Source organism: Cupriavidus sp. AU9028 (assembly GCF_019795295.1).
Taxonomy (GTDB): Bacteria; Pseudomonadota; Gammaproteobacteria; order Burkholderiales; family Burkholderiaceae; genus Cupriavidus.
The window spans coordinates 15,886-39,866 of sequence record NZ_JAIMCG010000019.1 but is presented as its reverse complement, the minus strand read 5'-3'; the positions used below and the strand labels follow the sequence as shown (position 1 = coordinate 39,866).

Sequence of the window (23,981 nt, the reverse complement as noted above, 5' to 3'; positions counted from 1 at the left end):
TTCCTCCCCCGAGGTGCGGCGCGGGCTGTCTTGTTTGCCGCCTACAATGGCGGTTTCATCTTCGAGAAGCCTGGCGGAGCGCATCCTGCCGGGCCGAACTGGCGGATTATATCAGACACTGCGCTGGTGTCTGCCAGAATAATCATGTATTTCAAAGACTTACGTCATGACTGAAGGTTCCTCCGGCGCCCCGAACTCCTACCCCCTGACTCCGTCCGTGCTGCACGCGCTGGAAGTGACCAAGCGCGGCTGCGACGAACTGCTGATCGAATCCGAATGGCTGCAGAAGCTCGCGCGCAGCGAGGCCACCGGTACGCCGCTGCGGATCAAGCTGGGACTGGACCCCACCGCACCGGACATCCATATCGGCCACACTGTCGTGCTGAACAAGCTTCGGCAGCTGCAGGACCTGGGTCACCAGGTCATCTTCCTGATCGGCGACTTCACCTCGACCATCGGCGACCCGTCCGGCCGCAATGCGACCCGGCCGCCGCTGACGCGCGAGCAGATCGAGCTCAACGCGCAGACCTATTACCAGCAGGCCAGCCTGGTGCTCGACCCTTCCCGCACCGAGATCCGCTACAACTCGGAGTGGTGCGATCCCCTGGGCGCGCGCGGCATGATCCAGCTGGCGGCGAAGTACACCGTCGCCCGGATGATGGAGCGCGACGACTTCACCAAACGCTACCGGTCTGGGATTCCGATTTCGGTCCATGAGTTCCTTTACCCGTTGATGCAGGGCTACGATTCCGTCGCGCTGAAGGCCGATCTCGAAATGGGCGGCACCGACCAGAAGTTCAACCTGCTGGTCGGGCGCGAGCTGCAGAAGGAATACGGCCAGGAACCGCAATGCATCCTTACCATGCCGCTGCTGGTCGGCCTGGACGGCGTGGAGAAGATGTCCAAGTCCAAGGGCAACTATATCGGCGTGACCGAACCGGCCAGCGAGATGTTCGGCAAGCTGATGAGCATCTCGGACGACCTGATGTGGCGCTACTTCGAGCTGCTGTCGTTCCGCCCGATGTCGGAGATCGACCTGATGAAGCAGGAAGTGGGATTGGGCCGCAACCCCCGCGATTGCAAGGTACTGCTGGCGCAGGAGATCGTCACGCGTTTCCACAATGCCCAGGCCGCCGAGAAGGCGCTGGAGGACTTCAACCATCGCGCCCGTGGCGGCGTGCCCGACGAGATCCCGGAGGTGGCGCTGACCGGCGCGCCGCTGGCGATCGGGCAACTGCTCAAGCAGGCCAACCTGGCGCCCTCGACATCCGAGGCGAACCGCAATATCGACCAGGGCGGCGTGCGCATCGACGGCACTGTCATCAGCGACAAGGGTCTGAAGGTCGAGGCTGGAACGTACGTGGTGCAGGTGGGCAAGCGCCGTTTCGCCCGCGTCACACTGAGCTGAGCCGATGATCGCCCTGATCCAGCGCGTGGCGCGCGCCAGTGTCACCGTCGGCGAGCGCGTCACCGGCGAGATCGGCGCCGGGCTGCTGGCGCTGGTCTGTGCCGAGCGCGGCGACAGCGAGGCCGAGGCGGAGCGTCTGCTGGCCAGGCTGCTCGGCTACCGGGTGTTCAGCGACGCCAATGGCAGGATGAACCTGCCGGTGCGCGACATCGACGGCAACGGCACCGCAGGCGGTCTGCTGCTGGTGTCGCAGTTCACGCTGGCGGCGGACACCAACAGCGGCACGCGTCCCAGCTTCACGCCCGCGGCCGACCCGGAGACGGGCCGCCGCCTGTACGACCACTTCGTCACCCGCGCCCGCCAGACGCATCCTGTGGTGCAGACCGGGGAATTCGGCGCGATGATGCAGGTCAGCCTTGTCAATGACGGTCCTGTCACGTTCTGGCTGCGGGTGCCTCCCGCGGCCGGACGCGAGCGCGGGGCCGCCTGAAGTAACAGAAACCCAACAGCGCAAGGAGCCAAGCATGAAACTCTGGACCAATGCCTTCGCCGACATGGCGCCGATTCCGGGCGAATTCGCCTTCGCCGTGCCGGACGCAGCGAACCACGTCGCGCTGTCTGCGAACCGCAATCCCGATCTGCATTGGGAGGGCGCCCCGGAGGAGACCCGTTCGTTCGTGCTGATCTGCCACGACCGCGACGTGCCAAGCCGCGGCGACGACGTCAACCAGGAAGGCCGCGAGGTGCCGGCCGACCTGCCGCGCGTGGACTTCTTCCATTGGGTGCTGATCGACCTGCCGCCCGGCCTGACCACCATTTCGGCCGGCTCGCACAGCGATGGCGTGATCGCCCGAGGCAAGCCGGGGCCGGAAGCAACCGGCGGCACCGCCGCGGCGGGCGGGCTGCGCCATGGCATCAACGACTACACCAGCTGGTTCGCCGGCGACAAGGACATGGGCGGGGACTACTACGGCTACGACGGCCCCTGCCCGCCGTGGAACGACTCGATCATCCACCACTACGTCTTCACCGTGTATGCGCTGGATATCGACCGGCTGCCGATCGAAGGCAAGTTCACCGGCCAGCAGGTCCGTGACGCGATGCAGGGCCATGTGCTGGCCCAGGCGAGCGTGACTGGCACCTACACGTTGAATCCGCGGCTGGTTGCCGCCCAGGCCGGCTGATCAAGCCGGACCACACAACAACGCAACAGGGCGCGCACCCGGCGCGCGCAAGGAATCGGCATGATGTCAACGCCCGGGCCGCAGTCGCTGGCCATCACCCATCTGATCGTGATCCGACACGGCGAAACGGCCTGGAACCGCGAGCGCCGGCTGCAGGGCCAGCTCGATATCCCGCTGAACGCGCTGGGGCAGGCGCAGGCCGGGGCGCTGGCCGACACGCTGGCCGGCGAGCCGATCGATGCGATCTATGCGAGCGACCTGTCGCGGACGATGCAGACCGCCGCGCCCCTGGCGCAACTGACCGGGCTGACGGTGCGCGCCGAGCCGCGGCTGCGCGAGCGCTGCTATGGCGTGCTGGAAGGGATGACGTACGCGGAGGTGGCCGAGCGCCGCGCCGAGGACTTCGCCTGCTGGCAGGCACGGGTGCCAGGCTGGGCACCGGAGCAGGGCGAATCGCTGCACGGCTTTCACGAGCGCGCGGTCGAGGCGGTGCTGGCGCTGGTGCGCCGCCATCCCGGCGAGCGCATCGCGCTGGTGACGCACGGCGGCGTGCTCGACTGCCTCTACCGGGAGGCCACCGGCATGACGCTGGAGGCGCCGCGCGAGCACGCGCTGCTCAATGCCGGCATCAACCGGCTGCGTTGCGATGGCCAGCGGCTGACGGTTTCCCAGTGGGCGGACGTTTCCCATCTGCAGGCCGTGACACTGGACGAGGTCGATCGGCGCGTGCCCTGAACCCGCGACCCTGCCGGGGCGAAGGGGCGGCGTTGCCGCCCCCTGGTCCCGTCATACCCGCAGCCGGAACGGATTGAAGTCGGTGTTGTGGTCGTACCAGTCCTCGTTCTCGGCGCGCTTGAGGAAGGCCACCACGCGATAGGTCAGCGGCGTCATCACGACCTCCCAGCCGGTCTTGATCACGTACTGCGCAACCGCCACCTGCACCACCTGTTCGAGCGGCCAGATGCCGTAGAACGCGATCACATAGAACAGCGACGAGTCGACCAGCTCGCCGGCCATGGTCGAACCGATGGTGCGCGTCCATAGCCAGCGCCCGCGCGTCCAGATCTTCATTCGCGCCAGCACGTAGCTGTTGGTGAAGCTGCCGCAGCAAAAAGCCAGCAGCGAACCGAGTGCAATGCGCCAGGTGTTGCCAAATACGTCCTCGAGGCTCTTCTGATAGTCGGCCATGAAGGGCGCGACCGGCATGCCGAGCACCACCACGCTCATCAGCGTCGCGAAGGCCAGCGCGGCAAAGCCGGCCCACACCACGCGCCGGTCACGGCCGTAGCCGTAGACCTCGGTCAGTACGTCGCTGAACACATACGAGATGGGGAAGAACAGCACCGCGGCGCCAAAGGTGACGGGACCCACCCAGGGCACGTCGACCTGCGCCGCCTTGGCCGCGCCGATCAGGTTGGAACACAGCAGCACGGTGACGAAGGCGACCATCACCAGGTCGTAGTAGCGATAGACGCGCCCGACGTGTCCGGAGGACGCGCCGGCTACCGAAGGCTCGGACATGAGGTTCCCTGAGAGTTTCGGCGGATTATGCCAGCGCGACGAGGGGCGCGCCTTGCCCGTGCCAGGCGCATGGGAGGGGGCGTCGACCGGTGCACCCTATACGATCGCGCAGCACGCCAGGAACGCTGCCCGGCGTGGCGGGTGGCGGAAGCCGCGCGGCTTGCGCTCGTCCTGCGAAGCGGCAGCCGGATCCTCGACGTCCAGCTGTTGCGCTCGGCTCAGCTTGAACGCGAGTTTGATGTGGCCCCCTTGCGCCGCATAGACGGTGGCATCGCAGCCGTGCGTGTCCTTGGCATCGGTCCTCGCGCCGTGGTCGAGCAACTGTTGCGCAATGTCGGTCAATGCCCCTTTTGTAGCGAGGATCAGCGGGGTATTGCGCTCCGACGAAGCGTGCACGTTGGGATCGGCGCCGTAGTTCAACAGCAGCTGGACGATCTTCGCGTGCTTTTCCTGTACGGCAATGTGCAGGGCGGTGTAGCCGTCCACCACGACGACGTTCGGTGCCGCACCGTTGATCAGCAGCGCTTCCACGAGTTCTTCCCTGCCCGCGCGTACTGCCCACGCCAGCGGCGTCGATTCTCCGCTTCGATCCTTGCGATTGAGCACGCGAGTCGCCACGCCCGCCTCTTTCGCGGCGCCGATCAGGCAGGCCGCAACCCGGTCCGCGCCCAGGCGGACCGCCTCCATCAGCGGGACGTCGCCGTTCTCGCCAACGGGCAGGTCGAAAGGCCAGTGCAGCCGTGCCATTGCTGCCCGCGCGGCACAGGGGTCATCGGTCCGGATCGCTTGCCGAAGCTGGCCGGTCAGCGCCCGCTTCCTTTCGCGCAGCCTTGCCTCGGTCATCATCACCGCTTCCATGTAGCCCGGGAACACCTGGCCGCGGCAGTCACGCGCCTCGTCGATCGCGGTCTTGCCCCTGCGGTTTTCCAGTTCGATGGCGCCCAGGCCCAGCCCTTCCTCGTTCCATGTGCCGGCGAGCAGCAGGATTGGCAGTTGTCCCAAGACGGGGCGGCGTGCGAAAGCGAGGTGCATGCAGGTATCGCCGTCCGCGTTACGGACGCCGGGATTGGCATTGCTTCCCAGCAGCAGCTTGATCGTGCCGTAGCTGCGGCCCTCGAGGATCGCGTGATGCAGGGCCGTATTCAGGTGGTTGTCCTGGTACTGCACGCTGGCCGGGGACTGATGAAGCAGCCGCTCGATGTCATGGCGCCGCCCCTCCCGCACGGCAGCGATCAGTTCCGGTCCGCAATTGCGGCCATTGATGGGGGCTTGCGGGGCGGGGGTACCGGCTTGATGCACGAACATGTTGCGGACTCCGGAATAGGGGAAGGTCCGATTTTGTCCGCCCATGCGCGCGCGCCTTTAGCAATATTGCGCGGGAGCACCGTTCCTGAACCGCCCCGGCATGCGCACCGGCATGGCGAGCTTCAGCCTTCGTCCGGAAGAATGCTCCCCTGCATCCCGCCCGGGGCCGCCAGGCCGAAATGCCGGTATGCCAGCGCGGTGGCCACCCGGCCGCGCGGGGTGCGTTGCAGATAGCCCTGCTGGATCAGATAGGGCTCCAGTACGTCCTCGATGGTATCGCGCTCCTCGCCGATGGCGGCGGCGAGGTTGTCGACGCCGACCGGTCCGCCCGAGAACTTGTGCAGGATGGCCTCGAGCAGCTTGCGGTCCATCAGGTCGAAGCCGACCCGGTCTACATCCAGCATTGCCAGTGCGGCGTCGGCGATCTCGCGCGTAATGTTGCCGTCGCCCTTGACCTCGGCGTAGTCGCGCACACGCCGCAGCAGGCGATTGGCGATGCGCGGCGTGCCGCGCGAGCGGCGGGCAATCTCCAGCGCCCCCTGGGGATCGATGCGGGCGTGCAGCAGCTGCGCTGAGCGCGTGACGATACGGGCCAGTTCCTCGGCGCTGTAGAACTCGAGCCGGGCCACGATGCCGAAGCGGTCGCGCAGCGGGTTGGTCAGCATGCCGGCGCGCGTGGTGGCGCCGACCAGCGTGAACGGTTGCAGATCGAGCTTGACCGAGCGTGCCGCCGGGCCTTCGCCGATCATGATGTCGATCTGGTAGTCCTCCAGCGCGGGGTACAGGATTTCCTCGACGACCGGCGAAAGCCGGTGGATCTCGTCGATGAACAGTACGTCGTTGGCTTCCAGGTTGGTCAGCAGCGCCGCCAGGTCGCCGGGGCGCTCCAGCACCGGGCCCGAGGTCTGGCGCAGGCTCACGCCCATCTCCCGGGCGATGATATGGGCCAGCGTGGTCTTGCCCAGGCCCGGCGGGCCGAACAGCAGCACATGGTCCAGCGCCTCGCGGCGGTTGCGCGCCGCATGCATGAAGATGTCGAGCTGGTCGCGCACCTTCTGCTGACCGACGTATTCGTCCAGCAGGCGTGGCCGCAGCGCGCGTTCGAAGGCCTCCTCGCTGCTGGAGGCCGGCGTGGCGGCGATGACCCGGTCGTTGCGCTCCGGGCGGTGTGGGACGAGCTTGTCGGTTTCGATCATGAGGCAGGGGCAAAAGACTGCCTCGATTGTAGCCGACCGGCCGCCGCGGGCGGGTCAGGGGGAACCGCGCCGCAGCGGCGCTCAGCCCTTGGAGAGCGCCTTCAGGGCCAGCTTGATGCCTTCCGAGACGCCGGTGCCGGCAGGCACCTGGCGCGTGGCGGCGGCCGCTTCCTTCTCCGAGTAGCCGAGCGCGAGCAGGGCGTTGAGGATGTCCGCCGCGCTGTCGTGCGGATGTGCGGCGCCGGCCGGCAGATCGAGCTCGGCTCCCAGCTTGCCCTTCAGTTCGAGCAGCAGGCGCTCGGCGGTCTTCTTGCCGATGCCCGGGATGCGCGTGAGCCGGCCGGCTTCCTGCAGCGTCACCGCCTGGGCCAGCTCCGTCACCGACAGGCCGGACAGCACGGCCAGCGCCATGCGCGCGCCGATGCCGGTGATCTTGATCAGCTCGCGGAACGTGTTGCGCTCGGTCGCGGTACCGAAGCCGAACAGCAGGTGCGCGTCCTCGCGCACGATCATCTGCGTGAGCAGCGTGACCGGCTGGCCGACCGCGGGCAGGTTGTAGAAGGTGCTCATCGGCACGTCCACCTCGTAGCCCACGCCGTGGCAGTCGACCAGCAGGTGCGGAGGATTCTTCTCGATGAGGGTGCCGGCAATACGTCCGATCATGTTCGCGCAGGAAGGCCGCGCCCGCGAGGGGCACGGCCGATTGAAGTTCGCAAGGGCCGCAGTGTAGCCCAGCGGGGGCGGCCCGACGGGCTCAACGCGCGGCGCTGCTCGCCCCCTTGCCGCTGGCTGCCGCGCCGTCCACCGCGCGCCGTCCCAGCGCGGGATCGTCGGTGAAGAAGCCGTCCACGCCGGCGTCGAGCAGCGCGCGCGCTTCGGCGATCATGCCGGCGGGGTGGCGCTTGTCCTCCGGGCCGGGGCCGCGCAGGTTCTTCGGCAGGAAGGCGTTTTCCGGCCGCAGCGTGTAGGGGTGCACCACCAGCCCGGCCGCATGCGCATTGGCCACCAGCGCGGTCGGCTTGCCGATCGCACCGGCCGCGTTGCGCGGCAGCACATGGCCGCGCTCGGGGCCGATGCCGTCGGCGTAGGTGGCGACCTCGCGCAGCCCCAGCGGCGTCACCATGTCCGCGTAGGTGCGCGTATCGCCGGCGAGCACCCAGTCGGCGGGTTTGCTGCGGGCGCCGCCGATCAGCTGCACCAGCTTGACGTTGGGCATCGACTTGCCGATCTGCTGGCGCAGCATGCGCAGGTTGGCGGTTTCGAAGGACTGCAGGTACACCGGTGCCTGGCGCGCATGCACATTGGCACGCAGCGCGCGCAGCAGCGCCTCCTCCAGCGGCAGGCCGATGCCGCGGAAGTAGCTCGAGTGCTTGGTCTCGATGTAGACGCCCACGGTGCGGCCGCTGCGCTTCGAGGCGTCGGCGGCCAGGCGCAGCACCTCATCCAGGGTCGGGATCTCGAGGCGGTCGTCGTATTCGGTGTTGGACGGGCGCAGCGTGGGAATGCGCTCGCGTGCCCGCAGCGTCTTCAGTTCGGCCAGCGTGAAGTCCTCGGTGAACCAGCCTTCCAGCCGCTTGCCGTCGATTACCTTGATGCGCTTGCGGCTGGCGAACTGCTTCAGCGCCGAGACGTTGGTGGTGCCGCCGATTTCGTTCTCGTGGCGCGCGACCAGCACCCCGTCGCGGGTCATCACCACATCGGGCTCGATCAGGTCGGCGCCATCCTCGATCGCCTTGGCGTAGGCCGCCAGCGTATGTTCGGGGCGCAGCGCGCTGGCGCCGCGGTGGCCAATCACCAGGGCCTTCGGCTTCGCCGGAACCGGCGCCGTCGCGGCCGGTTCCGCTGCAGGTGCGGGCGGGGCCGGCTGCTGGCCCACCATCGCGCAGCTGGTCAGCAGCGCGGCAACACAGGCGCCGGGCAGCAGGAAAAGACGCCGGCGCATGCCGGACCGGATCGAGGGAGTGCGGGACATCGGGGCTCCAGTAGCGGATCTGACCCGATTGTAAGCGAGCCGGTGACGTCTTCGTCACCGTGCAGCGGTCGAGGGACAGACCGGCAGGGGCCTAGCCGACCAGCCGGCCACGGCGCAGGCGGATGCCCTTGCGCGCCAGTTCGGGCGCCAGCCCGCTGAGCGTGCTCAGCGTATCGCCGCCGTTGGCATGGCAGATCGCCACGCCCAGGGCATCGGCCGCATCGGGTCCGGGCTGGCCGGGCAGGGCCAGCAGCCGCGTGACCATCTCCTGCACCTGGGTCTTGGTGGCGCGGCCATAGCCGACCACTGCCACCTTCAGCTGCAGCGCGGTGTATTCGAACACCGGCAGCCCGTGGCCGACCAGGCCGCAGATCGCCGCACCGCGCGCCTGGCCCAGCAGCAGCGTCGATTGCGGATTGACGTTGACGAAGACCTTCTCGATCGCGGCGCAATCGGGGGCATAGGTGCGCGTGACCTCGGCGATGCCGTCGTACAGGGTCTTCAGGCGCTCGGGCAGGCTGCCATTGCCGTCGCTGCGGATGGTGCCGGAGGCGACATAGGCCAGACGGTTGCCGTGCTTTTCGACCACGCCGAAGCCGGTGGTGCGAAGGCCGGGGTCGATGCCGAGAATGCGCATGGGGAAGGTTGGGCCCGGGGATGGGCTAGTGTAGGCGGAAACGCGCAGCGGTGGGTGGGCTGCCGGTTTCCTCCCTCTCCCCTTCAAGGGTAGAGGGCCGGGGAGAGGGGTTGGTCTGCCGACCGCGCGGCATGGCCACCGCCGCCTGCCCTCTCCCTCGGCCCCTCTCCCGCAAGCGGGCGAGGGGAGCAAACCGGCCTGGCAGCTGGCGTCTCGGACGCTGCCGCCGCGGCGCTCAATGCCGGAAGTGCCGGGTGCCGGTTAGCACCATCGCGATATTGCGCTCGTCGGCTGCCGCGATGACTTCATCGTCGCGCACCGAGCCGCCGGGCTGGATCACGCAGGTTGCGCCGGCATCGACCACCACGTCCAGGCCGTCGCGGAACGGGAAGAACGCATCCGAGGCCACCGCCGAGCCGGCCAGGGTGAGACCGGCATTCTGGGCCTTGATGCTGGCGATGCGCGCCGAATCCACGCGGCTCATCTGGCCGGCGCCGACGCCAAGCGTCATGCCGCCGCCGCAGAACACGATGGCATTGGACTTGACGAACTTGGCCACGCGCCAGGCGAACATCAGGTCGCTCATCTCCCCGGGCGTCGGATGACGCTTGGTCACCACGCGCAGCTCGCCCGGCTGCACGTTCTTGGCGTCGGGGCTCTGCACCAGCAGGCCGCCGCCGACGCGCTTGAAGTCGAACTGGTTGACGCCGTTGCCCAGCGGGATTTCCAGCAGCCGCACGTTCTGCTTGGCGGCGAACACTTCGCGCGCCTGCGCCGTGAACGACGGCGCGATCAGCACCTCGACGAACTGCTTTGCCACGGCCTGCGCCGCCGCGCCGTCGAGCTCGACGTTGAAGGCAATGATGCCGCCGAAGGCCGAGGTCGAATCGGTCTTGAACGCCTTGTCATAGGCTTCCAGCGCATTGGCGCCGAGCGCCACGCCACAGGGGTTGGCGTGCTTGATGATGACGCACGCCGCGCCGTCCGCCGCGGAGAAGGACTTGACGCACTCCCACGCCGCATCCGCGTCCGCGATGTTGTTGTACGACAGTTCCTTGCCCTGCAGCTGCACGTAGTTGGCGAGGGCACCGTCCACACGCTTCAGGTCGCGATAGAACGCCGCCGACTGGTGCGGGTTCTCGCCGTAGCGCATCTGCTGCACCTGCTCGAAGGCCAGGTTCAGCGTTTGCGGATAGGCGCTGCGGCCCTGGTGCGACTTGTCGCTGCCCAGGCTGGTCAGGTAGTTGGTGATCGCGCCGTCGTACTGCGCGGTGTGGGCGAACACCTTGGTCGCCAGGCGGAAATTGGTGTCGTAGCCGACCGCATTGCCGTTGGCGCGCATCTCGTCCAGCACCACGGCGTAGTCGGCGGGATCGACCACCACGGTCACGTCCCGGTGGTTCTTCGCCGCCGAGCGCAGCATGGTCGGGCCGCCGATATCGATGTTCTCGATGGCGTCGGCCAGCGTGCAGTCATCCTTGGCGACGGTCTGCTGGAACGGATACAGGTTCACCACCAGCAGGTCGATGGTCGGAATGTCGTGACGGGCCAGTGCTTCCATGTGCTCGGGCAGGTCGCGGCGCGCGAGGATGCCGCCGTGCACCTTGGGATGCAGCGTCTTGACGCGGCCGTCGAGCATTTCCGGGAAGCCGGTGTAGTCGGCCACTTCGGTCACCGGCAGGCCAGCTTCGGCCAGCAGCCTGGCGGTGCCGCCGGTGGACAGCAGCGTCACGCCGAGCGCATGCAGTTCGCGCGCAAAGTCGACGATGCCGGTCTTGTCGGAAACGGAGAGGAGAGCTTGCTTGATCATGGTGGGGAGGGACGCTTCAAAGTAAACCGTGTTGCTGCAGCTTCTTGCGCAGCGTATTGCGATTGATGCCAAGGTAGGCGGCGGCCAGCGACTGGTTGCGGTCGGTACGCGCCATGACCGTTTCCAGCAGCGGCCGCTCGACGGCCTCCAGCACCATGTCGTACATATTGGACGGCTGCTCGCCGTCCAGGTCCCGGAAATACGCGCTCAGGCTGTCCCGGATGCATTGGTCGATGGCGTTGCGGCTCATGCTGCCAGCAGCTCCTTGTTGGTGTTCTGTTGCGCCTCGTCGGTCTGGTCGTAGACCAGCCGGTCGGACAGCGCCGCCTGTTCGTCGAAGAACGCATTGACCGCGGCGAGCTGCTCGGCGGTGCTCTCCAGCGTGTTCATCCGGTGCCGGAACAGGTTCGCGCCCTTCAGGCCGCGCGTGTACCAGGCAATGTGCTTGCGCGCGGTGCGCACGCCGGTGAATTCGCCGTAGAAGGCGTAATGGTCCTCGAGATGCTCGTTCATGATGGCGCGGATCTCCGCCACCTCGGGCGGCGGCAGCAGGCCGCCCGTCGCCAGGAAATGTTCGATCTCGCGAAACAGCCAGGGGCGTCCCTGCGCCGCGCGGCCGATCATGATGGCGTCGGCGCCAGTCACGGCCAGCACATGGCGCGCCTTCTGCGGCGAGTCGATGTCGCCGTTGGCGACCACCGGGATCGACGCGGCCGCCTTCACCGCGGCGATGGTCTCGTACTCGGCCTCGCCATGGTAGAGATCGGCGCGGGTGCGCCCGTGCACGGTCAGCATGCTGATGCCCGACTGCTCGGCAATGCGGGCCACGCGCAGCGCATTGCGGTGCTCGCGGTCCCAGCCGGTGCGGATCTTCAGCGTGACTGGCACGCGGTCGCCGACCGCGCCCACCACCGCCTCGACGATGCGGGCCACCAGCGGTTCGTTCTGCAGCAGCGCCGATCCGGCCGCGACGTTGCAGACCTTCTTGGCCGGGCACCCCATGTTGATGTCGATGATCTGCGCGCCACGGTCCACGTTGTAGCGTGCCGCCTCGGCCATCATCCCCGGCTCGGCCCCGGCGATCTGCACCGAGATCGGCTCGACCTCGCCGGCATGGTTGGCGCGGCGCATGGTCTTCTCGCTCTTCCACAGCTGCGCGTTGGACGCCACCATCTCCGATACCGCGTACCCCGCGCCCAGCCGCTTGCACAGCTGGCGGAACGGACGGTCGGTGACGCCGGCCATGGGCGCGACGAACAGGTTGTTGCGAAGTCGATGGGGTCCGATTTGCACGGCGGCGGTCCGGCTGGCGTTGGCGGAAATGCCGGGACACCGGCGCAGCCGCTGGGGCGAGTGGCGTCGGGGTAACGGCGGCGTTCGGGGCTGCGCAATGCAGGCGGATCAGCCAGGGCTGGGCCGGATGCATCGCTGGCGCGGCGCGCGAGCAGGAATGGCCACGGACACCGCTGGCGGCGGCGGGAAGCCGTTTCCGGTGGCGATTGCCCCCGGCGGTCAGCTCCGGCCTGGCGCGAGGGCGGGATTTTACCGCTAAACCGGCCCGCTGCCCAATAAATGAGCAAGGGCCGCTGTTGCGCGGGCGGCGGCAGGGGTGCAGGGGGCCGGGCGCCGGACGGCAGAGCAGGCCGTCGCCACGGCGTCAGCGCCGCATGCCGTAGATCATCTGGTGCGCCAGCGCGTCGCGCAGCGGCGCGAAGCAGGCCAGCGCGGCCAGCCCGGCGCCCCGCACATGGGCCGCCAGCGGCCCGCCGACCCCGAAGGTGCGGGGCAGCAGGTCCGTCACGCCGATGGTCACCGCGCGATCGAGCCGGTGGCGGCTGGCGAACGACGCCAGCGTCGCGGGCGTGCAGGCGGTGCGCAGCTCGTCGGCCAGCGCAAAGGCATCGCGCAGGCCGAGATTGAGGCCCTGTCCGGCCACCGGGTGCAGCGTCTGCGCGGCGTTGCCGATGGCGACGACGCGGCCCTCGACGGTCAGTTCGGCCGCCTGCAGTCCGAGCGGGAATGCGTGCCGCTTGCCGGTCCAGACAAAGCGCCCCATCCGCGGGCCGAAGGTCTGCTCCAGTTCCGCCAGGAAGACCGGCTCGGGCAGTGCGAGGCGCCGCGCCGCCTCGTCGGGCGCGCAGCACCAGACCAGCGCATAGCCCGCGCCGCCTTCGGCCTCCGGCAGGTCATGCGGCAGCAGCGCCAGCGGCCCCTGCGCGGTGAAACGCTCGAAGGCCCACCCAGGCATCGGCCGGGAGCACCGTACGTGGGAGACGATGGCGGTCTGGCCGTAATCGCGATTGCGGCCGCCATGCCGTGCCGCCTGGGTGCGCCGTTCATGGAACAGGCCGCCCTCGGCCTGCACCGCCAGCGTGGCGGCGAGCGCCACCGGCTTGCCGTCCGCGCCGGTGCCATGCAGCCGCACCATGCCCGCCGCCTCGTTGCCGGCGGGCTGTTCCACCTTGTCGATGCGCGTCTCCTGCACCCGCACCAGCCGCCCGCTGGACGCCGCACGGGCGAGCGCCTGTTCGATGCTCGCGCACAGGTCGCCGTAGCGCACCACATAACCCAGTGCCGGGATGCCGTAGTCCTCGTGCCGCAGCTTGACGTGGCCGAAGCTGCCGCGTTGCGACACATGGATGGTCTCGATCGGCGTGACCGCCCCGGGCCAGGCGCCGATCTGCGCCAGCAGTTCGCGGCTGCCATGCGACAGCGCGATCGAGCGCGGATCGCGCAACGCGCGCGCCGGGGTGGCCGCGTCGATCAGCGCCACCCGCCACGGGGTGGCGAGCAGCAGCCGAGTAGCGAGGGCAAGGCCCACCGGCCCCCCGCCGATGATGGCGACATCGATCGAGCCATCGTCGGCGAGCAGCAGCACCGGCTCGGCGGCAAGGTCAGTTTGCGGTCCTGTCATCGGTCGTCCCCCTGATGGCACCAGCCGGGTCGAATGGCTGGTGTGCAGCCGGCGCGGCGGCGTGCGGCGCCGCCGCGTGCTGCATCGTGGGCTGTTCCACGGGCTGTTCCGCCGCGGCGATGGACTGCGCGCGGTCCCAGCAAACCGTATCGGCGCGGGTCTTGCCGGCACGGGCGTCGTCCAGCGCCTGGTCCAGCGCGGCCCGGTCGAAGCCGGGGAGGGCCTGCAGCCGGGTGAGCAGCGTGTCGAAGTTCATGGCGTCAAACGGCGCCACGCAGCCCTGCTGGCGTCCGTCGGCGCCGACGTCGCCGGGCAGGATCAGCCAGGCGCGACCGGTCCACGGGGCGCGCGCGGAGACGCGTACCACCACGCTGGCCAGATGTTGCCACTGGACTTCCTCGCGCTGGCCGTCGGGGCGGTGCACCACCACGCAGTCGTCGAACAGATTGACGATAAAGGGCTGGGCCGGCGCCTGTGCGTCGGTTGCCTCCTGTGCCCGGCCAAAGAGCTTGCGAATCCACCCACTCATCGTCCCGCGCCTCGCTCGCGCATCATCGCCTCGATTTCGTCCGCGACGACCGGCACGCCGCGGGTCAACAGTTCGCACTCGGCGTTCGTCACCACCGCATCGTCCTCGATGCGGATGCCGATATGCCAGTAATGCTCCGGCACGTCCTCGGCCGGACGCACATAGATGCCCGGCTCGACGGTGACCACCATGCCAGGCTCCAGCGGCCGCCATGGCCGCTCGCCTTCTGCCGGGGCCGGGCCGGGCACGCGGTACTCGCCCACGTCGTGCACGTCCATGCCGAGCCAGTGGCCGGTGCGATGCATGTAGAAGCGGCGATAGCTGCCGCTGGCGATCACGTCGTCGACGCTGCCTTCCTTGTTGCGGTCCAGCAGCCCGGTGTCGAGCATGCCTTGCGCGAGCACCCGCACCGCCTCGTCGTGCGGCACGTTGTACGGCACCCCGGCTCGGGTTTGCGCGATGGCCGCCTGCTGCGCGGCCAGCACGATGTCGTACAGCTCGCGCTGCGGCGCCGAGAAGCGTCCCGACACCGGGAAGGTGCGGGTGATGTCCGCCGCGTAGCCGTCCAGCTCGCAGCCGGCGTCGATCAGGCACAGGTCGCCGTCGCGCAGCTCGGCCGGTCCCGCGCGATAGTGCAGCACGCAGGCATTGGGCCCAGCCGCGACGATGGAGTTGTAGGCCACGCTCTGCGCACCGTGACGACGGAATTCGTAGAGCAGCTCGGCTTCCAGATGGTATTCGCGCAGGCCTGCGCGGCTCGCCTGCATGGCGCGCACATGGGCGCTGGCGGAAATCTCGCCGGCACGCCGCATCAGCGCCAGTTCCCCCGCGTCCTTGATCAGCCGCATCTCGTCGAGCAGCTTGCGGATGTCCTGGGCGGCGCCGGGCGCGGTGACGCCGGCGCGGCCCTGGGTGCGCACGCCATCGAGCCAGCGGCGCACGCGGCGGTCGATCTCGGCGCTGGCCGCGAGCGGGTACGACAGCATCGGCTGGTTGGCCAGCAGCTGCGGCATGCGCGTGTCGATCTCCTCGATCGAGAACGCCTCGTCGAAGCCGAAGGCCTCGCGCGCGGCCTCGGGGCCGTAGCGATAGCCGTCCCAGATCTCGCGCTCTTCGTGCTTGGGGCGGCAGAACAGGATGCTGCGGTCCTGGCCCGCGGCGGGACCGGCCAGCAGCACCAGCACCGCTTCGGGCTCGGTGAAGGCGCTCAGGTAGTAGAAGTAGCTGTCGTGGCGATAGGGAAAGTCGCTGTCGCGGTTGCGCATGACTTCCGGCGCGGTGGGCAGCACCGCCACGCCGCCGCCGGCGGCGCGCAGATGCGCGAGCACGCGCTCGCGCCGTGCGCGGCAGGCCTGAAGAAGTGCGGAATCTGGTGCGGTCATGTGAGGGCCGTTCCAAGTTGCGGGGAATGGCCCGATTCTAACGCCGCTGGCGGCGCGCCCCGCTACAGCTGCGCGTCGAGCGCGGCAAGCTGGGCCGGCGTGCCGACGTTTTCCCAGCGGCCGTCGTAGCGCTCGCCGCTGGCCAGGCCGGCCGCGATGGCGGCGCGGTAGTAGGGCGTCATGGCGATCTTGCGCCCCGGCTCGATGTCGGCGAAGGTGCGCAGGTCGTACAGCCCGATGTTGCCGAAGGTCAGCGTCTGCACGCCTTCGGCCGGCGCGTCGGCCGGCAGCCACAGCCGGCCCGAGTCGTCCAGCGCGAAGTCGCCCTGCGGATGAAAGGGGGGATTGGGCACCATCACCAGATGCATGCCGGGCCGCGCGGCGCCGGCCATGCGCCGGGCCACCGGCAGCAGCGTGCGGAAGTCGAAATCGCAGAAGATGTCGCCCGATACCGCCAGGAAGACCTCCCCGGTGGCATCGTCCCGGCCCGGCACGGGCCGCAGCAGCGGCATGGCGCGCGCGATGCCGCCGGCGGTTTCCAGCCCCTCGGCGCCTTCCGCCGACCAGGCGATGGTGGCGCCGAAGCGGCTGCCGTCGCCGAGCGCCTGCTCGATCTGCGCGCCCAGCCAGGCATGATTGATGACGATATCGGTCAGTCCGGCGCGCACCAGCGCTTCGATGGTGCGCACGATCAGCGGCTTGCCGCCGACCGGCAACAGCGGCTTGGGGCAGGTATCGGTCAATGGCCGCATGCGCTCGCCGCGTCCGGCGGCGAAGATCATCGCTTTCAAAACAGCATCTCCAACAGCAGCAGGGCAGCCATGCCGCCGGCAATGGTCCAGGCCACGCTGCGGGTCCAGGCGGCGATGACGATGGCAAGCAGGCCGGCGAGCAGGCGCGTGTTGTCCGGCGACAGCGCCAGCGCGCCATCGCGCATCAGCAGGTCGGGGGCGATCAGCGCGGACAGCATCGCCGCGGGCACGAACTGCAGCGCGGTGCGAAACCAAGGCGGCAGCCGCAGCCGGCCTTCGATGGCAATGAAGGACAGGCGGATCAGGTAGGTCGCCAGACCGGCGGCCACCATCACGCCGAGCAGCATCCACGGGCTCATGCGGCACGCTCCGCGGCGCGGCGGTCGCGCTCGTCGGTGGGCGGCGCGGCGTCGGGGCGCTCGTCGGCGCCCTGCCGACGCCCGCCGCCGCTGCCGAGCAGCAGCATGCCGACGGCGATGCCGCCCAGTGCCGCCACCATCAGCCCCAGCTTGTGCGGCATGGCGAAGCAGGCGACCGCCAGGGCGCTGGCGGTGACCGCGGCGCCGACATGAGCGCGATGCCGCAGCCCCGGCACGATGATGCCGATGAACGTCAGCGGCAGGAAGAAGTCGAGCGGCCAGTGGCGCGGCACCTGCGCGCCGACCAGCACGCCGGCCAGCGTCGACAGCTGCCAGCTGGCCCACAGCGAAGCGCCGGCGCCGAAGAAGTACCAGTGGCGATACGGGCTTTGCGCGTCCGGCTCGCCGAGCCGGCGCGTCATCGCGGCAAACGCCTCGTCGGTCAGCAGATAGGCAAGCAGGGCTTTCCAGCGCGCCGGCAGGTGGGCCAGCGCCGGCGCCATCGTCGCCGAATACAGCGCGTGCCGCAGGTTGACCATCGCCACCGTGGCCGCGACCACCGCCGCCGGGGTGCCCGCCGCCCACAGTTGGGTCAGGATCATCTGCGAGGCGCCGCCGAAGACGATCGCGCTCATCGCGCAGGCCAGCCACGCCGGCATGCCGGCACCGACTGCCAGCACCCCGTAGATCAGGCCGAACGGCATCACGCCGAGCAGCATCGGCGCGAGCGCGCGCACGCCCGCCCACCACTCGGCGCTGCGGCTGCGGCTGCCGCCCGCGGGAGCCATCAGAAGGTGTAGCCGGCCGGGCGCTGCACGCCCTCCAGCGTATCGAACAGGCGCACCAGCTTGCGCAGCTCGCCGTAGCGGCCGGCCACCGAGCGCGCGTACTTGAGCACCAGCGGCATGTCGGCCAGGTAGCCGTCCTTGCCGTCGCGGTGGTACAGGCGGGCAAAGATGCCGAGCACCTTCAGATGCCGCTGCAGGCCCATCCATTCGAAGTCGCGGTAGAACTCGCCGAAATCGCCCGCGACCGGCAGGCCGGCCTTGCGGGCGCGCTCCCAGTAGCGGATCAGCCAGTCCAGCTGCAGCTCCTCGTCCCACTCGATATAGGCGTCGCGCCACAGCGAGACCGCATCGTAGGTGATCGGGCCGATCACCGCGTCCTGGAAGTCGAGAATGCCGGGGTTGCCTTCCCCGTCGAGCACCATCAGGTTGCGCGAGTGGTAGTCGCGGTGCACGTAGACCTGCGGCTGCGCCAGGTTGTTGGCGATCAGCGTCTGCATGACTTCGGCCAGGTCGGCCTGCTGGCCGGCGTCCAGCGTCACGCCCAGATGCTTTTGCACGTACCACTCGGGGAACAGGTCCAGCTCCCGCTGCAGCAGCGCCCGGTCATACGGAGGCAGGGCGTCGGGGCGGGTGGCCAGCTGCAGCTTGACCAGCGCCGCCGCCGCATCGCCGTACAGCGCGCGGGCGTTGGTGACGTCCAGCCGCGACAGATAAGTGGTACTGCCCAGGTCCGACAGCAGCAGGAAGCCCTGCGACAGATCCTGCGCGAGCACCTGCGGTACGGTGACGCCGGCCTGCGCGAACAGGCCCGCCACATGCAGGAAGGGCCGGCAGTCCTCGTGCGAGGGCGGCGCGTCCATCGCGATCACGGTCGGATGCGAGGGGTTGGCGCTGCGCAGCCGGAAGTAGCGCCGGAAGCTGGCGTCCGCGGAAGCAGGGGCGCAGGAATCGGGATCGATGGACCATGCCGGAGCGAGTCCGGACACCCACGCTTTGAGCTGGTCCTGGCGCGGGTCGGTGGGAAGTGCTGCCATGCCGGAAAGGGTCGATAAGTTGCCCCGTATAATACCCGACCGGCACACGGTGCCGGGGGCTCCACTGCCGGGTCCCGCCGCGCCCCACAGCCCTGCCTGGAAGCGCGCCGGAGGTTCCCCTGGAGCCGGCGCGCCGCTCGACCGACAACCGCTCGCATGACCCGACTATCACGATCATCGAAGAACACAGCAATCCGGATGCCGGCCCGCCTGCCCGCCCACGCGCTGCGGCCGCTGGTGCTGGCAATGGCCGGATGGGCCATCGGAGCGCAGGCGCAGGGGCAGGCCGTCGGTTCCGCGATCCCCGCGCTGGCGGCCCCGCCGCAGGAAGCCGCGCCGGCCGGCGATCCGCGCAAGCCGCCGACCTCCGGTGAACTGATTCCCTACCTGTCCGAGCCCGCGACCTGGAGCGCCGGGCCGGATGCCGACGGCGATGCGCCGACCTTCGTGTCCGGCGACCGCATTCGCGGCTACAACGAGCGCGGCCTGGAGCTGGAGGGCAATGCCGAGCTGCGCCGTGGCGGCGCGGTCGTCAAGGGCGACCGGCTCAGCTACGATCAGGACACCGACGAAGCCCACGCGGTCGGCAACGTGCGGCTGGCGCGCGACGGCGCGCTGGTGGTGGGACCGGAGGCGAAGCTGCGCATCGAGGCCAATGAAGGCTACATGCTGTCGCCGGACTACTACTTCCAGCAGACCGGCGGCTCCGGACGGGCCGAGCGCATCGACTTCCTCGACCCCAGCCGCAGCAAGGTGCAACGCGCGTCGTACACGACGTGCTCGCCCGACAACGCCGACTGGTATTTCAGCGCGCGCCAGCTCGATCTGGACAGCGACCGCCAGGTGGGCACGGCGCACGGCGCGGTGCTGCGCTTCTTCGACGTGCCGATCCTGGCTGCGCCGCAGGTCAGCTTCCCGCTGAACGACGAGCGCCGCAGCGGCGTGCTGGCGCCGCTGCTGGCCTACAGCTCGCGCTCGGGTGTCGACCTGACGGTGCCGTACTACTTCAACATCGCGCCCAACCGCGACCTGACGCTGTACCCGCGCGTGCTGACCACCCGGGGCGCGCAGCTCGGCGGCGACTTCCGCTATATCGGCGACGGCTATTCCGGGCGCATTCGCGGCGAGTTCCTGCCCAACGACAAGCAGACCAACACGAACCGCTGGCTCTACTCGATCCAGCATTCGCAGAACCTCGCCACCGGCCTGAACGCCTATTTGAACGTCAACCGGGTATCGGACGACCGCTATCCGGACGACCTGACGCGCACCGTCGCGCAGTCCACGCTGCGCCAGTACGTGCAGGAAGGCGGCGTCACCTACAACTGGCAGGACTTCACCGTGCTGGCGCGCGTGCAGAAGTTCCAGACGCTGGCGCCAAGCCAGCCCCCGTACGAGCGGGTGCCGCAGCTGAACGGCCGCTTCACCCGCTACAACTGGGGCGGTTTCGACGTGCAGGTGGAAGCGGACTACACGCGCTTCCGCATCCCGCTGACGACGGACGGGTTCCAGCAGCCGCAGGGCGAGCGCGTCTTCATCCAGCCCTCGATCAGCTATCCGATCGTGCGCGCCGGCTGGTTCGTCACGCCCAAGGTGATGTTCAACGCCACGCAGTACCAGATGGAGCCGTCCAGCAATACGCCGGGCCGCGACAACACCTTGACGCGCACGGTGCCGACGGTCAGCCTGGATACCGGCATGACCTTCGAGCGCGAGGCGCCGACCATCAGCCGGCTGTTCGGCGTGAACTACCTGCAGACGCTGGAGCCGCGCCTGTTCTACGTCTACACGCCGTTCCGCGATCAGAGCGCATTCCCGCTGTTTGACACGGTGCAGTCCGACTTCGGCTACGGGCAGATCTTCAGCGAGAACCCGTTCACCGGCTATGACCGCATCGCCGACAACAACAAGCTGACGGCCGGTGTCACCACTCGCCTGATCGAAACCGAAACCGGTATCGAGCGCTTCCGCGGCACGCTGGCGCAGCGCTTCGATTTCGACGGCCAGCGCGTGCAGCTGTTCGGCACCGCCAGCGACGAGGCAGTCAAGCGTGGCTATTCGGACCTGCTGGCCGCCACCACCATCCAGATGTTCCGTGGCTACTATGTCAATCTCGGCGTGCAGTACAACCCCGAGAACGACCGCGTGGTGCAATCGAACATCGCCTTCGCCTGGCGGCCGGAGGCGCGCAAGCTGCTGAACGTGGGCTACCGCTACCGGCGGCCGACCACGGTGACGGACAATACCGCCATCGATCAGTTCGAGATCTCCAGCCAGTGGCCAATCACGCGCAATGCCTACGGCATCGGCCGGGTGGCCTATGACCTGAACGGCAAGGAGCTGGTCGACACGCTGCTCGGCCTCGAGTACGCGGCCGACTGCTGGGTTGGCCGGGTGGCGTACCAGCGCTTCCGCAATACACAGCAGGGCTACAACGGCCGCATTTTCCTGCAGGTGGAGTTCCGCGGCCTGTCCAAGATCGGTTCCAATCCGCTGGATATCCTGAGGTTGAACGTGCCGGGCTACACGCCCGCCGTGGCGGCACCGATCCCCCAGACCCAGTTCGACCATTACGAATGACGGATTAATGATGAAGCGTCACGCAGTCTCTGTTGTACCCCTGGCCCGCGGACAGTCGCGCCGCACCGCTCGCGTCCTGCTCGGCGCGCTGCTGGGGACGCTGGTCGCGGCCGCGGCGCTGCCCGCCGCGGCGCAACTGCGCGCGCCCAACTCGCCGCGCGCCACCGGCATCTTCGTGCCGCAATCCGGCGCCTCCGCGGCGCCCGCCTCGCCCTCCCAGCCGCAACTGGGCCAGGGCACGCAGGGCGGCGGCGAAGGCCGTTCGCAGCTGGTGGACGAGGTCGTGGCGGTGGTCAACAACTCGGTGATCACCCGCCGCGAGCTGCTCGACAGCGCCGACGAGATCGAGGCCCAGGTCCGCGCCGCGGGTCGCCCGGTACCCCCGCGCGCCGATCTGCTGGGCCAGGTGCTGGAGCGCCTGGTGATGGAGCGCGTGCAGACGCAGGCCGCGGAGAGCGCCGGCATTCGCGTCAACGACCAGGAAGTGGACCGCGCCATCGAATCGGTGGCGCAGCAGAACAAGATCAGCGTCACGGCGCTGCGCAATCAGGTCGAGCGCAGCGGCATGAGCTGGGAGAAGTACCGTGGCGAATTGCGCAAGCAGGTGCAGGTGATTCGCCTGCGCGAGCGCGAGGTCGACTCCAAGGTGCAGGTGTACGACGGCGAGATCGACAACTTCCTGGCCGCCCAGGCGGCCCAGGCCAGTGGCGGCGGCGCTGCCGCGGGCGGTCCGGTCGAGTACGACGTGGCCCATATCCTGGTGCGCGTGCCGGAAAACGCCAGCGAAGCCCAGAAGGCCGAGCTGCGCGCCAAGGCCGAGGGGCTGCTCAAGCAGGTGCAGGGCGGCGCCGACTTCGCCCAGCTGGCGCAGAGCCAGTCCGAGGGGCCGGAAGCGGCCCGCGGCGGCTCGCTCGGTTACCGGGAGATCGGCCGGCTGCCGACCCAGTTCGCCAACGCCGTGCTCGATCTCGAACCCGGTGCGGTGGTGCCGGAGGTCATCGAAAGCGCCAATGGCTATCATGTGGTGAAGCTGGCCAGCAAGCGCCAGGGGTCGGCCGGCGGCGGTGACGCGATGCCCAGCCGGATCACCCAGACCCAGGTGCGCCATATCCTGATCCGCACGGGCCCCAACATGCCCGAGGGCGAGGCGCAGCGGCAGCTGTCGACCATGCGCGACCGCGTCACCCACGGCGGCGACTTCGCCGACCTGGCACGCCGCTACTCGCAGGACGGCTCGGCGCAGAATGGCGGCGAACTCGGCTGGATCTCCCCGGGCGAGCTGGTGCCCGAGTTCGAGCAGGCGATGAACCGCCTGCGCCCGGGCGAAGTGTCGCAGCCGGTGGTCAGCCAGTTCGGCGTGCACCTGATCCAGGTGCTGGACCGCCGCGAAGTCGAGGTGTCGGCCGAGAAGCAGCGCGACTTCGCCCGTGCCCAGGTACGGGAGCAGAAGCTGCGCGCGGCCTATGACGACTGGCTGCAGCAGCTGCGCGAAGCGGCCTACGTCGAATACCGCGTCAACCGATAACCATGCCCACCGACCCCGACCCTGCCTCCTCCGCGGCTTCGGCCGCCGTGCCCGCGATCGCCATCACGACCGGCGAGCCGGCGGGGATCGGCCCGGATATCACCGTCGCGGCCGTGCTGGACCTGCTGCAGCAGGGCTGTCCGGCGCGTTTCCATGTGATCGGCGACCCGGGCCTGCTGGCCGCGCGTGCCGCGGCGATGGGCCATCAGGACGCGTGGCAGCGGGCGATGGATCGGGGCGCCGTGGCGCTGTGCCCGGTGCCGCTGGCCGTGCCGGCCGAGCCCGGCCGGCTCGATCCGCGCAACGGGCGGCATGTGCTCGCGCTGCTCGATACCGCGCTGGCCGGCCTGCTTGCGGGGCCCGGCAGCGAAGTCACTACCCGCTTCGACGCGATGGTCACCGCGCCGGTGCAGAAGAGCACCATCAACGATGCCGGCGTGTCGTTCAGCGGCCATACCGAGTATCTCGCCGAACGTGCGGGGGTCGCCCACGTCGTGATGATGCTGGCAGGACCGCAGCCCGCCCATGACAACGCGATGCTGCGCGTGGCGCTGGCCACCACCCATCTGCCGCTGCGGGCGGTGCCCGATGCCCTGACGATTCCACTGCTGACCGATACGCTGGCCATCGTCGCCCGTGATCTTCAGCAACGGTTCGGCATCACCGCGCCGCGCATCCTCGTCACCGGCCTGAATCCGCATGCCGGCGAGAGCGGCCATCTTGGCCGCGAGGAAATCGACATCATCGTGCCGGCGCTGGCGCAGGCCCGTGCGCAAGGCATCGACGCGCGCGGCCCCTATCCGGCCGACACCCTGTTCCAGCCGCGGCTGCTGCGCGATGCCGATTGCGTGCTGGCGATGTACCATGACCAGGGCCTGGCGCCGCTCAAGTACGGCACCTTCGGCCATGGCGTCAATATCACCCTGGGGCTGCCGTTCGTGCGCACCTCCGTCGATCATGGCACCGCGCTGGACCTGGCCGCGACCGGCAAGGCCGAGCACGGCAGCATGATCGAGGCGATCCGTACTGCCATCGCGATGGCCGGCCACACGGCCGCCGCCCGCGCGACCGGCCTCTGACTTCAC

Annotated in this window: 23 protein-coding genes; 7 read left to right on the top strand and 16 right to left on the bottom strand. The window is 69.2% G+C overall.

What is annotated here, in order from left to right; all coding sequences use genetic code 11:
- Positions 1–166 precede the first annotated feature (166 nt).
- The 4 genes from tyrS to K6V06_RS18135 are packed head-to-tail and all read left to right on the top strand — an operon-like array spanning position 167 to position 3,327.
- Positions 167–1,408 carry a tyrosine--tRNA ligase gene (gene tyrS / locus K6V06_RS18150; protein ID WP_222245524.1) on the top strand — a complete coding sequence of 414 codons (1,242 nt, stop codon included), beginning with the start codon at positions 167–169 and terminating at the stop codon, positions 1,406–1,408.
- 4 nt (positions 1,409–1,412) lie between these two features.
- The gene (gene dtd, locus K6V06_RS18145) at positions 1,413–1,898 is read left to right on the top strand and encodes a D-aminoacyl-tRNA deacylase (RefSeq protein ID WP_222245523.1); all 486 of its coding nucleotides are present in this window, start codon (positions 1,413–1,415) and stop codon (positions 1,896–1,898) included.
- A 34-nt stretch (positions 1,899–1,932) separates the two neighbouring features.
- Positions 1,933–2,592, top strand: coding sequence for a YbhB/YbcL family Raf kinase inhibitor-like protein (locus K6V06_RS18140; RefSeq protein WP_222245522.1), 660 nt, complete (start codon positions 1,933–1,935; stop codon positions 2,590–2,592).
- 60 nt (positions 2,593–2,652) lie between these two features.
- Positions 2,653–3,327: a histidine phosphatase family protein gene (locus tag K6V06_RS18135; protein ID WP_222245521.1), complete on the top strand. Its 675-nt coding sequence runs from the start codon at positions 2,653–2,655 to the stop codon at positions 3,325–3,327.
- 51 nt (positions 3,328–3,378) lie between these two features.
- On the opposite strand, the gene K6V06_RS18130 is transcribed toward K6V06_RS18135, so the two are convergent.
- The 16 genes from K6V06_RS18130 to K6V06_RS18055 form a co-directional block, all read right to left on the bottom strand.
- Entirely contained in the window at positions 3,379–4,113 is a 735-nt protein-coding gene (locus K6V06_RS18130; RefSeq protein WP_222245520.1) for a queuosine precursor transporter, read from the bottom strand.
- Between the two features lie 96 nt (positions 4,114–4,209).
- On the bottom strand, positions 4,210–5,418 hold the full coding sequence (locus K6V06_RS18125) for an ankyrin repeat domain-containing protein (protein WP_222245519.1): 1,209 nt from the start codon (positions 5,416–5,418) through the stop codon (positions 4,210–4,212).
- A 122-nt stretch (positions 5,419–5,540) separates the two neighbouring features.
- Positions 5,541–6,614, bottom strand: coding sequence for a Holliday junction branch migration DNA helicase RuvB (ruvB, locus tag K6V06_RS18120; protein WP_222245518.1), 1,074 nt, complete (start codon positions 6,612–6,614; stop codon positions 5,541–5,543).
- Positions 6,615–6,695: 81 nt separating this feature from the next.
- Positions 6,696–7,277, bottom strand: a complete 582-nt coding sequence (gene ruvA, locus K6V06_RS18115) for a Holliday junction branch migration protein RuvA (protein WP_222245517.1) — start codon at positions 7,275–7,277, stop codon at positions 6,696–6,698.
- A 91-nt stretch (positions 7,278–7,368) separates the two neighbouring features.
- Complete coding sequence (locus tag K6V06_RS18110; protein WP_255581938.1) at positions 7,369–8,586, bottom strand: glycerophosphodiester phosphodiesterase; 1,218 nt, start codon at positions 8,584–8,586, stop codon at positions 7,369–7,371.
- 91 nt (positions 8,587–8,677) lie between these two features.
- On the bottom strand, positions 8,678–9,223 hold the full coding sequence (ruvC, locus tag K6V06_RS18105; RefSeq protein WP_222245516.1) for a crossover junction endodeoxyribonuclease RuvC: 546 nt from the start codon (positions 9,221–9,223) through the stop codon (positions 8,678–8,680).
- A 235-nt stretch (positions 9,224–9,458) separates the two neighbouring features.
- Complete coding sequence (gene purH / locus K6V06_RS18100; RefSeq protein WP_222245515.1) at positions 9,459–11,033, bottom strand: bifunctional phosphoribosylaminoimidazolecarboxamide formyltransferase/IMP cyclohydrolase; 1,575 nt, start codon at positions 11,031–11,033, stop codon at positions 9,459–9,461.
- A gap of 16 nt (positions 11,034–11,049) precedes the next feature.
- Positions 11,050–11,283, bottom strand: a complete 234-nt coding sequence (locus K6V06_RS18095; protein WP_222245514.1) for a Fis family transcriptional regulator — start codon at positions 11,281–11,283, stop codon at positions 11,050–11,052.
- Positions 11,280–12,326, bottom strand: coding sequence for a tRNA dihydrouridine synthase DusB (dusB, locus tag K6V06_RS18090; RefSeq protein WP_222245513.1), 1,047 nt, complete (start codon positions 12,324–12,326; stop codon positions 11,280–11,282). The genes K6V06_RS18095 and dusB overlap by 4 nt, the downstream gene beginning before the upstream one ends.
- A 364-nt stretch (positions 12,327–12,690) precedes the next feature.
- On the bottom strand, positions 12,691–13,947 hold the full coding sequence (locus K6V06_RS18085) for a UbiH/UbiF/VisC/COQ6 family ubiquinone biosynthesis hydroxylase (protein ID WP_222245512.1): 1,257 nt from the start codon (positions 13,945–13,947) through the stop codon (positions 12,691–12,693).
- A complete protein-coding gene (locus tag K6V06_RS18080; protein ID WP_222245511.1) occupies positions 13,928–14,476 on the bottom strand; it encodes a hypothetical protein in 549 nt (182 codons plus the stop codon). Before K6V06_RS18080 ends, K6V06_RS18085 begins: the two co-directional genes overlap by 20 nt.
- Positions 14,473–15,858 (bottom strand): aminopeptidase P N-terminal domain-containing protein, encoded by a 1,386-nt coding sequence (locus K6V06_RS18075; RefSeq protein ID WP_222245510.1) that lies wholly within the window; start codon positions 15,856–15,858, stop codon positions 14,473–14,475. The genes K6V06_RS18080 and K6V06_RS18075 overlap by 4 nt, the downstream gene beginning before the upstream one ends.
- 62 nt (positions 15,859–15,920) lie before the next feature.
- Complete coding sequence (gene murU, locus K6V06_RS18070) at positions 15,921–16,649, bottom strand: N-acetylmuramate alpha-1-phosphate uridylyltransferase MurU (RefSeq protein ID WP_222245509.1); 729 nt, start codon at positions 16,647–16,649, stop codon at positions 15,921–15,923.
- Positions 16,646–16,969, bottom strand: coding sequence for an AzlD domain-containing protein (locus tag K6V06_RS18065; RefSeq protein ID WP_222245508.1), 324 nt, complete (start codon positions 16,967–16,969; stop codon positions 16,646–16,648). Before K6V06_RS18065 ends, murU begins: the two co-directional genes overlap by 4 nt.
- Complete coding sequence (locus K6V06_RS18060) at positions 16,966–17,757, bottom strand: AzlC family ABC transporter permease (protein WP_222245507.1); 792 nt, start codon at positions 17,755–17,757, stop codon at positions 16,966–16,968. Before K6V06_RS18060 ends, K6V06_RS18065 begins: the two co-directional genes overlap by 4 nt.
- Positions 17,757–18,791 carry an aminoglycoside phosphotransferase family protein gene (locus K6V06_RS18055; protein WP_222245506.1) on the bottom strand — a complete coding sequence of 345 codons (1,035 nt, stop codon included), beginning with the start codon at positions 18,789–18,791 and terminating at the stop codon, positions 17,757–17,759. Before K6V06_RS18055 ends, K6V06_RS18060 begins: the two co-directional genes overlap by 1 nt.
- Before the next feature lie 156 nt (positions 18,792–18,947).
- Here K6V06_RS18055 and K6V06_RS18050 point away from each other — a divergent pair, with 156 nt between their 5' ends.
- The 3 genes from K6V06_RS18050 to pdxA are packed head-to-tail and all read left to right on the top strand — an operon-like array spanning position 18,948 to position 23,975.
- Entirely contained in the window at positions 18,948–21,371 is a 2,424-nt protein-coding gene (locus K6V06_RS18050; protein WP_370637498.1) for an LPS-assembly protein LptD, read from the top strand.
- Between the two features lie 10 nt (positions 21,372–21,381).
- Positions 21,382–22,896 (top strand): peptidylprolyl isomerase, encoded by a 1,515-nt coding sequence (locus K6V06_RS18045; protein ID WP_222245564.1) that lies wholly within the window; start codon positions 21,382–21,384, stop codon positions 22,894–22,896.
- 2 nt (positions 22,897–22,898) lie between these two features.
- Entirely contained in the window at positions 22,899–23,975 is a 1,077-nt protein-coding gene (pdxA, locus tag K6V06_RS18040; protein ID WP_255581936.1) for a 4-hydroxythreonine-4-phosphate dehydrogenase PdxA, read from the top strand.
- Positions 23,976–23,981 lie beyond the last annotated feature (6 nt).